The following is a 7,049-nucleotide window of genomic DNA, read 5'->3' as shown; positions in this document are numbered from 1 at the left end:
GGTAAGGCTATCCATTTCCATATCGCCGGCAAAGCTGGTGGCTTCGGTCAGCGGCGCCTTCTTCAGGTTCAGCGGCTCGATCAGTTCGAGAATGCGGGCATAAACAGTGTCGCGATCTGGGGCACGGTCGATCATGGTTGTTCCAATTAAGGGATGCTTGCGCCCTTTGCCCTGACATCATGGCCAAATTGCGGAGCCCCGGCTTTGGTGCCAGTATGTGACACATGGATGACATCACCGACACGGACACCGACACGGGCAGGGGCACGGGCACGGGCATCGAAGCGTCGCAAGAGAGCATGGCGGCCAAGCGCCGCGGCCACGACCCGAATCCCAGTCATGCCAATGCCATCCACCTGATCCGCACCATGCAGCAGCACCATGTCACGCTGTCGGCGATGGCCGATCAAAAGGCGAGCATCATCATCGGCGTCAATTCGGTGATCTTTGCGCTGGTGGTGAAGGAAGCCGCCACCAACCCGGCGCTGCTGGTGCTGGCGGCGTCATCTGGGCTGGCCGCCGTGCTGTGCATGCTGGCGGTGCTGCCGGCGCTGGGCAACACCAAAGCACCGCAGCAACCGCCCAACCTGCTGTTCTTTGCCGGCTTCACCCGGTTGAGCGAGGCGGACTGGATCAACTGGCTGGAGCATGTCAACGCGGATGATCATGCCATTCAGCAGGCGATGGCGCGTGATGTCTATCAACTGGGCCAGGTGCTGGCGAACAAGAAGTATAAATATCTCGGCTGGGGCTATCGGGTGTTCATCGGCGGCCTGATCACCACGCTGGCGGTGTACTTGCTGCAGACGGCCCTTGGATCATAAGCCGCCGCTCCAGCCAGGCGCTACAGCCAGCCTCTGGCCCGATAGTCGCGCACCGTATCGGCCATGCCTTCATCGAGACCGATCTGCGGCTGCCAGATTCCGGCGAGCCGCGCGTTGCCGCCGCGTGCCACCCAATCGGGATGGGCAAGATAAAATGCGCGGTCGCGGCTGAGCGTGGGCAAAGTGCCGCGCAGGCTGGCGATCAGCGTGGCTATGCCGGCGGCGCGGCCCAGCAGGCGGTTGCTGATCGGGATCATGCGAATTTTTGAACGGCCAAGCGCGCGGCCGATGGCGGCAGCGTGATCGGCGTGAACATAGCCTTCTGGGGCATACCCGCCCGAACCATCGTCGATTTCGAGGATTTCCCGGGACGGTCCGCCGCTCGCCAGTGCCAGCAGCGCGCGCGCCAGATCGTCGACATGGATCAGGCTGATGCGGGCACCGGGCCGGCCCGGCGCCAGGCCCAGGCCAAAGCGCGCCAGGCGGAACAGGTCGCGCATCTCGCTGTCGCCGGGGCCATAGACGCCGGGCGGGCGCACGATGATCCAGTCGAACGGGCTGGCGCTGACCAGAGCATCGCCTTGCGCCTTTGATGCGCCATACATCGACAGTTCGGGCACACGGGCCGCCAGGCTGGAAACGTGGACGAAACGCGGCACGCCGGCAGCGGTCGCGGCGGCCAGCATATTGGCGGTGCCGGTGACATTGCCGGCGATGAAGCCGGCTTCATCAGCCGCATTCACCACGCCGGCAATGTGCAGCACAGCCGCCGCGCCATCACACAGTCGGGCCAGAGCGTGGGTGTCGGTCAGGTCGCCCAGCACCCATTCGACGCCGGGCTGCGGCGGCTGCGGGCGGCGGGTGAGGGCGCGGACGGGGCGACTCGCGAGCGCCAGCACGCGGCGGCCGACGAAGCCGGTGGCGCCAGTGACGGCGAGGGGGGGAAGGTCAGGGTTCATGGGGTTTGGGGGCGGCGCGGGTCGCGGCAACGCCGCGCTCTGACGTCAGGCGGGTTACGCTTGGGCGCCGATGCGCCCGCGCGTATCCGCTGGCCGCGTTATGCCGCTATTTCAAACGGCTGGATCTCGCCCGACAGATACTGCAACCGCGCCTTGGACCGGCTGAGCTTGCCCGACGACGTGCGCGGCAAGGTACGCGGCGGCACCAGTTCGACAACGCAGCTCATGCCGGTGATGGCCTTCACCTTGGTCTTGATGGCGTCGCGCAGCTTGATGCGTTCATCATTGTCGCTGGTGCGGCACTGCACCAGCACCGCCGGGGCTTCCTCGCCAGACGGGGTGGTGACCGAGAAGGCGGCAATGTCGCCCGCCTTGAAACCGGGCAGCTGCTCGATCGCCCATTCGATGTCCTGCGGCCAATGATTCTTGCCGTTGATGATGATCATGTCCTTGGCGCGGCCAACGATATAGAGCGAGCCGTCCTTCATGTAGGCCATGTCGCCGGTGTCGAGCCAACCGTCCTTCATGCAGGCCGCCGTGGCTTCGGGGTCGCGGAAATAGCCGGCCATTAGCCCCAAGCCCTTCACGAACACGCGGCCAATCTTGCGGTCGGGCAACAGCTTGCCGTTTTCGTCGCGCACTTCGATGGTCAGGCCGGGCACGGCCTTGCCGCAATTGACGATGGCGCGATAGCGGGTGGGCAGGCGACGATCAGCGCGGGCATCGGCGCTGGCGCCCGACAGGGTGCGCTCGTCGATCAGGTCGCACTGGATGCCTTCGCCCACCGGCATGATGGTCACGGCCAGCGTTGCTTCGGCAAGACCATAGCTCGGCAGGAAAGCGCTGGCCTTGAAACCGGCCGGCGCGAAGGTATCGACGAAGGCCTGCATCACTTCCGGGCGGATCATGTCGGCGCCGTTGCCGGCGACGCGCCAGCGCGACAGGTCGTAACGTTCGGCCACCGGGATCGACGGCGAGATGCGGCGGGCGCAGATATCGTAGCCAAAGGTGGGCGAATAGCTGAGCGAGGCATCCGAGTTGCGGCTGATCAGCGTGAGCCACGACAGCGGCCGGCGGGCGAAATCTTCGGTAGCAAGATAATCGACCGAAACCTGGTTGGACATCGGCGCGAGCATGCAGCCAACCAGGCCCATGTCGTGATACCAGGGCAGCCAGCTCACCACCCGATCACCCTGTGCGGCGTGGGTGCAGCTGGCATGCGCGGCCAGATTGGCCAACAGCGCTTCATGGGTGACGGCAACGCCGTGCGGGAAGCGGGTCGAACCCGACGAATATTGCAGATAGGCGATTTCGGTGGGCTTGGCTTGCGGCAGCGCGGCGTCGGGCGCTTCACCGGCGAACCACATATCCCAATCATGGGCGGCACACAGCCCAGTGGCGGCATCTTTCACGATATCGTGCAGGCCGGGCGGCGACAGCAGCATCAGCGGATCGCAGCTGTTCAGCTGCACGCGGATCTGATCCACGTACGCCTCGCGGCCACCAAAGCTGGTCGGCAGCGGCAGCGGCACCGGCAGCGCGCCGGCATAGATGGCACCAAAAAAGGCAGCGGCAAAACCCGCGCCGGTTTCGGCGATCAGGGCAATACGGTCACCGGGCTGCACGCCTTCGGCGATGAAGTGCATGGCGTGGCGGCGAGCATCGGCGGCCAGCTCGCGATAGGGGTAAGCGCGCACCAGATCGGCGCGGGCATCGTGGAAATTGAAGCCTTTTTCACCCTGGGCAGCATAGTCCAGCGCATCGGCCAGCGTGGCGAAATTCGATCGGCGCTGCGGCAACGCATCGCTGGTGGCGGTGGGTTCCAGCGTTGGCGCTGCTTTGCCTGTTGGCAGCGTTGGCGCTGCAGCGGCCTGCACAGTATCGGCCATCGGTTTCTCCCTTGCCGCAACGCTGCGGCCCGACCTGGCCAGCGCTGCATGTTATTTTTCTTCCACATTGCCCTTGCACGCAGGGGCGTTCAAATTCCGGCCCGAAAGTGGCAGGAAAGTGGCATGGTTGATGAAATGAAAGGAAAAGGCCGCCCAAGGCGCGGTGACGAACGCCGGGTGCCGCCGCCGCTGGACGAGGCAAAGCTGCGCGATCTGGCCCTGCACTATGCCGCGCGTTTTTCCACCACCCGGCTGAAATTGCTGCGTTATCTGGGCCGCAAGCTGAAGGAGCGCGGCTGGGCCGGGGCGCAGCCAGCCGATGTGGACGCGTTGGCGGATCGGCTGGCCGAGCTGGGCTATGTCAACGATGCGGCCTTTGCGGCGATGAAAAGTCGGGCGATGGCCGCGCGCGGGCTCGGTCAGCGCCGGGTGACCGAAGCGCTGGCCGCCGCAGGAGTCGCGGCCGATGACCGCGGCGAAGCGCCCGATGAGCAGGCGGCGCTGGCCACGGCGCTGGCCTTTGCCCGGCGCAAGCGGCTGGGGCCCTTTGCGAAGGCGGCCAGCGATGATCCGGCCAGCCGACAGAAGGCCTTTGCCGCCATGCTGCGCGCCGGCCATGCCATGGCCGTGACGCGCGCCATCCTGGCGGCGCGCAGTATCGAAGAAGCCGAGATGTTGCTGGGTAGCGACTGATCAGCGATTGATCAGGGGACCAGCTTGCGGCTGCCGCCGAGCTTGACCGTCGATGGACGGTGAGGCGCAAAAAACTCTTGTTGCGACTAATTATCATTATTGCATGCACCGGATGCGCCGGCTAAAGCGATTGAGAATGAATTGCAACAAGAAGGTGGCGTTGATGGTCAATCGCGGATTTCAGGTGCGTCGTGCGCTGGAGCGGACACTGTGGCTGACCACGCTGCCGCTGCTGCTGGCCGCCCCGGCGCTGGCGGCGCCTGCTGCCGAATCTGTGACCGCGCTTGCCGATGCCGGCGAAGCTGCAGCACCCAATGAAATCATCGTGGTTGGCGATCCCATCCGCGCCGGCAAGATCGCCGGTTCGGCGGCGCTGGTCAGCGAGACCGACTTGAAGCGCAGCCGGGTGTTCACCGTCAACGACGCGCTGCGCCAGGTGGCCGGCGTGTTCCCGCGCGACGAGGAAGGCGCCGGCGCCCGCCCCAATATCGGCATCCGCGGCCTCAATCCCATCCGGTCGACCAAGGTGCTGCTGCTCGAAGACGGCGTGCCGCTGGGTTTTGCGCCTTATGGTGACAACAGCGCCTATTATCACCCGCCGATCGAGCGGTTCAGCCGGCTGGAGGTGCTGAAAGGTGCCGGGCAAGTGCGCTTTGGCCCGCAGACCATTGGTGGCGTCATCAACTACATCACGCCTGATGCGCCCGAAAAGCTCACGGCGCGCTTCACGGGCAGCGTTGGCAACCGCGACACGCTGGGCCTTGATGGCCTGATCGGTGGCCGGGCGCTGGGCGGCGGCCTGCTGCTGCACGTCAATCACAAGCAGACCGACGGCAACCGCGACAACCAGCATCTGCGCTTCACCGATATCTTCCTGAAGGGCAGCTGGGATCTGGGCCCGGATCACGGCATTACCCTGAAGCTGTCGCGTTTCAGTGAAGACAGCCAGATCAGTTATTCCGGCCTGACTCGCGCCGAATTCGCCGCCAATCCGCGCGGCAATGTGTTTGTGAACGACAATTTCCAGGCCGAACGGTTGAGCGCCGCGCTGGCGCACCGCTGGAACCTCACCGATGGCGTCACCCTGCGCACCACCGGCTATTATCATTATTTCACGCGCGATTGGTGGCGCCAGTCGTCAAACAGTGGCCAGCGGCCCAATGATGCCAGCGATCCGGGCTGCGGCAGCTTGGCCAATCTGAACAGCAATTGCGGCAACGAAGGCCGGCTGCGCGATTACGATACCTGGGGTGCTGAAACCCGGCTCAGCCTCGATCATGATCTGATCGGGCTTGGCATCGGCGGCGAAACCGAACTGGGCATCCGTTTCCACGAAGAACGCCAGCGCCGCCGCCAGCTGAACGGCGATACGCCCACCGCGCGCACCGCCGGCACTGGCGTGAACGCCGGCCTGCGCGAGAACAACCAGCGCGATGCGTCGGCGTTTGCCGCCTTCATCCAGTCGCGGCTGGAATTTGGCCCGCTGGCCATCATCCCCGGCCTGCGCGCCGAGTTCATCGAATATGAACGCCGCAACCTGCCGGTCGATGTGCTGGTCAGTGGCCGCCCTTCAGGCACGCTCACCACGGCGACCCGCAACAACGCCAGCCTCGACAAATTGCTGCCCGGCATCGGCGCGACACTCACCATCACGCCCGACGTGGTGCTTTATGGCGGCGTGCATCGCGGCTTTGCGCCGCCGCGCGTGGAAGACATCATCACGTCGGCCGGCGGCTCGGTTGATCTTGATGCGGAACAGAGCTGGAATTGGGAAGCCGGCCTGCGCGGCAGCATCGTCGAGGGCCTGAAGGGCGATGCCACCTTCTTCGTCATGGATTTCTCCAACCAGATCATCTCGCAATCGGTCGCTGGCGGCATCGGCACCACGCTCACCTCTGCCGGCCGCACCTTGCACCGCGGCGGCGAAGTCTCGCTGACCCTGTCGAGCCGCGATGGCGGCTGGACCGATGCCGAAACCGACGTGTTTGCCCGCGTCTCGGCCACCTGGGTGCCAACCGCCCGCTTCAGCAGCACCCGCATCGCGACGCTGCCCTGCTTCGATGGCGCCACCGCCGGCACCGTGTTTGCCACCGGCAGCGGCCCGGCGCCGTGCGGTGTCGCCCGCGATGTGCGCGGCAACCGCCTGCCCTACAGCCCGGAATGGCTGATCAACGCGGCTGTGGGCGTCGAACACAAGGGCTTCACCGGCCAGGTCGAACTGGTCGGCCAATCCAGCCTGTTCGGCGATGATGTGAACCTGATCCCGGTCACGCCCGAGGGTCAGCGCGGCCGCATTGGCGGCTGGGCCCAGGTCAATGTCGCCGTCTCCTACGGCCCGCCGCAGGGCCATTGGGAAGTGTTCGTATCGGCGCGCAACCTGTTTGACCGGCTCTATGTCGTGGACCGCGCCCGCGGCGTGCTGCCCGGCCAGCCGTTCATGCTGCAGGGCGGGGTGACCATCCGCTATTGATGCGAGTCGGATTGGCATGAGCGGAGTGGACCTATCCAAGTCTTCGTGAAGGAAGAGGGCCTCCGGCGGGCAGGGCCTGAGGCCCTGCACCCACTTTCATAAAAGGCCGCGCCAAGCGACGACTGATGCGCCTATGTCATTGTAAAACAAAAGGGTGCAGGCCTCAGGCCTGCCCGCCGGAGGCCTCCCCTTCCTGATTCTTCAGGCGGTGTCA

Annotated in this window: 5 protein-coding genes; 3 read left to right on the top strand and 2 right to left on the bottom strand. The window is 65.4% G+C overall.

Features of this window, described 5'->3' with window-relative positions:
• The first annotated feature begins 224 nt into the window (after positions 1-224).
• A complete protein-coding gene (locus tag RMO81_RS14465; RefSeq protein WP_310476613.1) occupies positions 225-824 on the top strand; it encodes a Pycsar system effector family protein in 600 nt (199 codons plus the stop codon).
• Positions 825-844: 20 nt separating this feature from the next.
• Here RMO81_RS14465 and RMO81_RS14460 read toward each other — a convergent pair whose 3' ends face one another.
• On the bottom strand, positions 845-1,783 hold the full coding sequence (locus tag RMO81_RS14460) for an NAD-dependent epimerase/dehydratase family protein (RefSeq protein ID WP_310476611.1): 939 nt from the start codon (positions 1,781-1,783) through the stop codon (positions 845-847).
• A gap of 98 nt (positions 1,784-1,881) precedes the next feature.
• A complete protein-coding gene (locus tag RMO81_RS14455; RefSeq protein WP_310476610.1) occupies positions 1,882-3,672 on the bottom strand; it encodes a fatty acyl-AMP ligase in 1,791 nt (596 codons plus the stop codon).
• Between the two features lie 123 nt (positions 3,673-3,795).
• On the opposite strand from RMO81_RS14455, the gene RMO81_RS14450 reads away from it, so the two are divergent.
• The gene (locus RMO81_RS14450; RefSeq protein WP_310476609.1) at positions 3,796-4,365 is read left to right on the top strand and encodes a RecX family transcriptional regulator; all 570 of its coding nucleotides are present in this window, start codon (positions 3,796-3,798) and stop codon (positions 4,363-4,365) included.
• Between the two features lie 136 nt (positions 4,366-4,501).
• A complete protein-coding gene (locus RMO81_RS14445; RefSeq protein ID WP_310476608.1) occupies positions 4,502-6,835 on the top strand; it encodes a TonB-dependent receptor domain-containing protein in 2,334 nt (777 codons plus the stop codon).
• Positions 6,836-7,049: the final 214 nt, after the last annotated feature.

The organism is Sandarakinorhabdus sp. (assembly GCF_031422795.1).
Classification (GTDB): Bacteria; Pseudomonadota; Alphaproteobacteria; order Sphingomonadales; family Sphingomonadaceae; genus Sandarakinorhabdus.
This window is presented reverse-complemented; position numbering and strand designations above follow the sequence as displayed.

Coding starts and splice junctions, on each gene's coding strand:
- RMO81_RS14460 (WP_310476611.1), bottom strand. CDS start 1,783: ATGAACCCTGACCTTCCCCCCCTCGCCGTCACTGGCGCCACCGGCTTC.
- RMO81_RS14445 (WP_310476608.1), top strand. CDS start 4,502: ATGAATTGCAACAAGAAGGTGGCGTTGATGGTCAATCGCGGATTTCAG.
- RMO81_RS14465 (WP_310476613.1), top strand. CDS start 225: ATGGATGACATCACCGACACGGACACCGACACGGGCAGGGGCACGGGC.
- RMO81_RS14455 (WP_310476610.1), bottom strand. CDS start 3,672: ATGGCCGATACTGTGCAGGCCGCTGCAGCGCCAACGCTGCCAACAGGC.
- RMO81_RS14450 (WP_310476609.1), top strand. CDS start 3,796: ATGGTTGATGAAATGAAAGGAAAAGGCCGCCCAAGGCGCGGTGACGAA.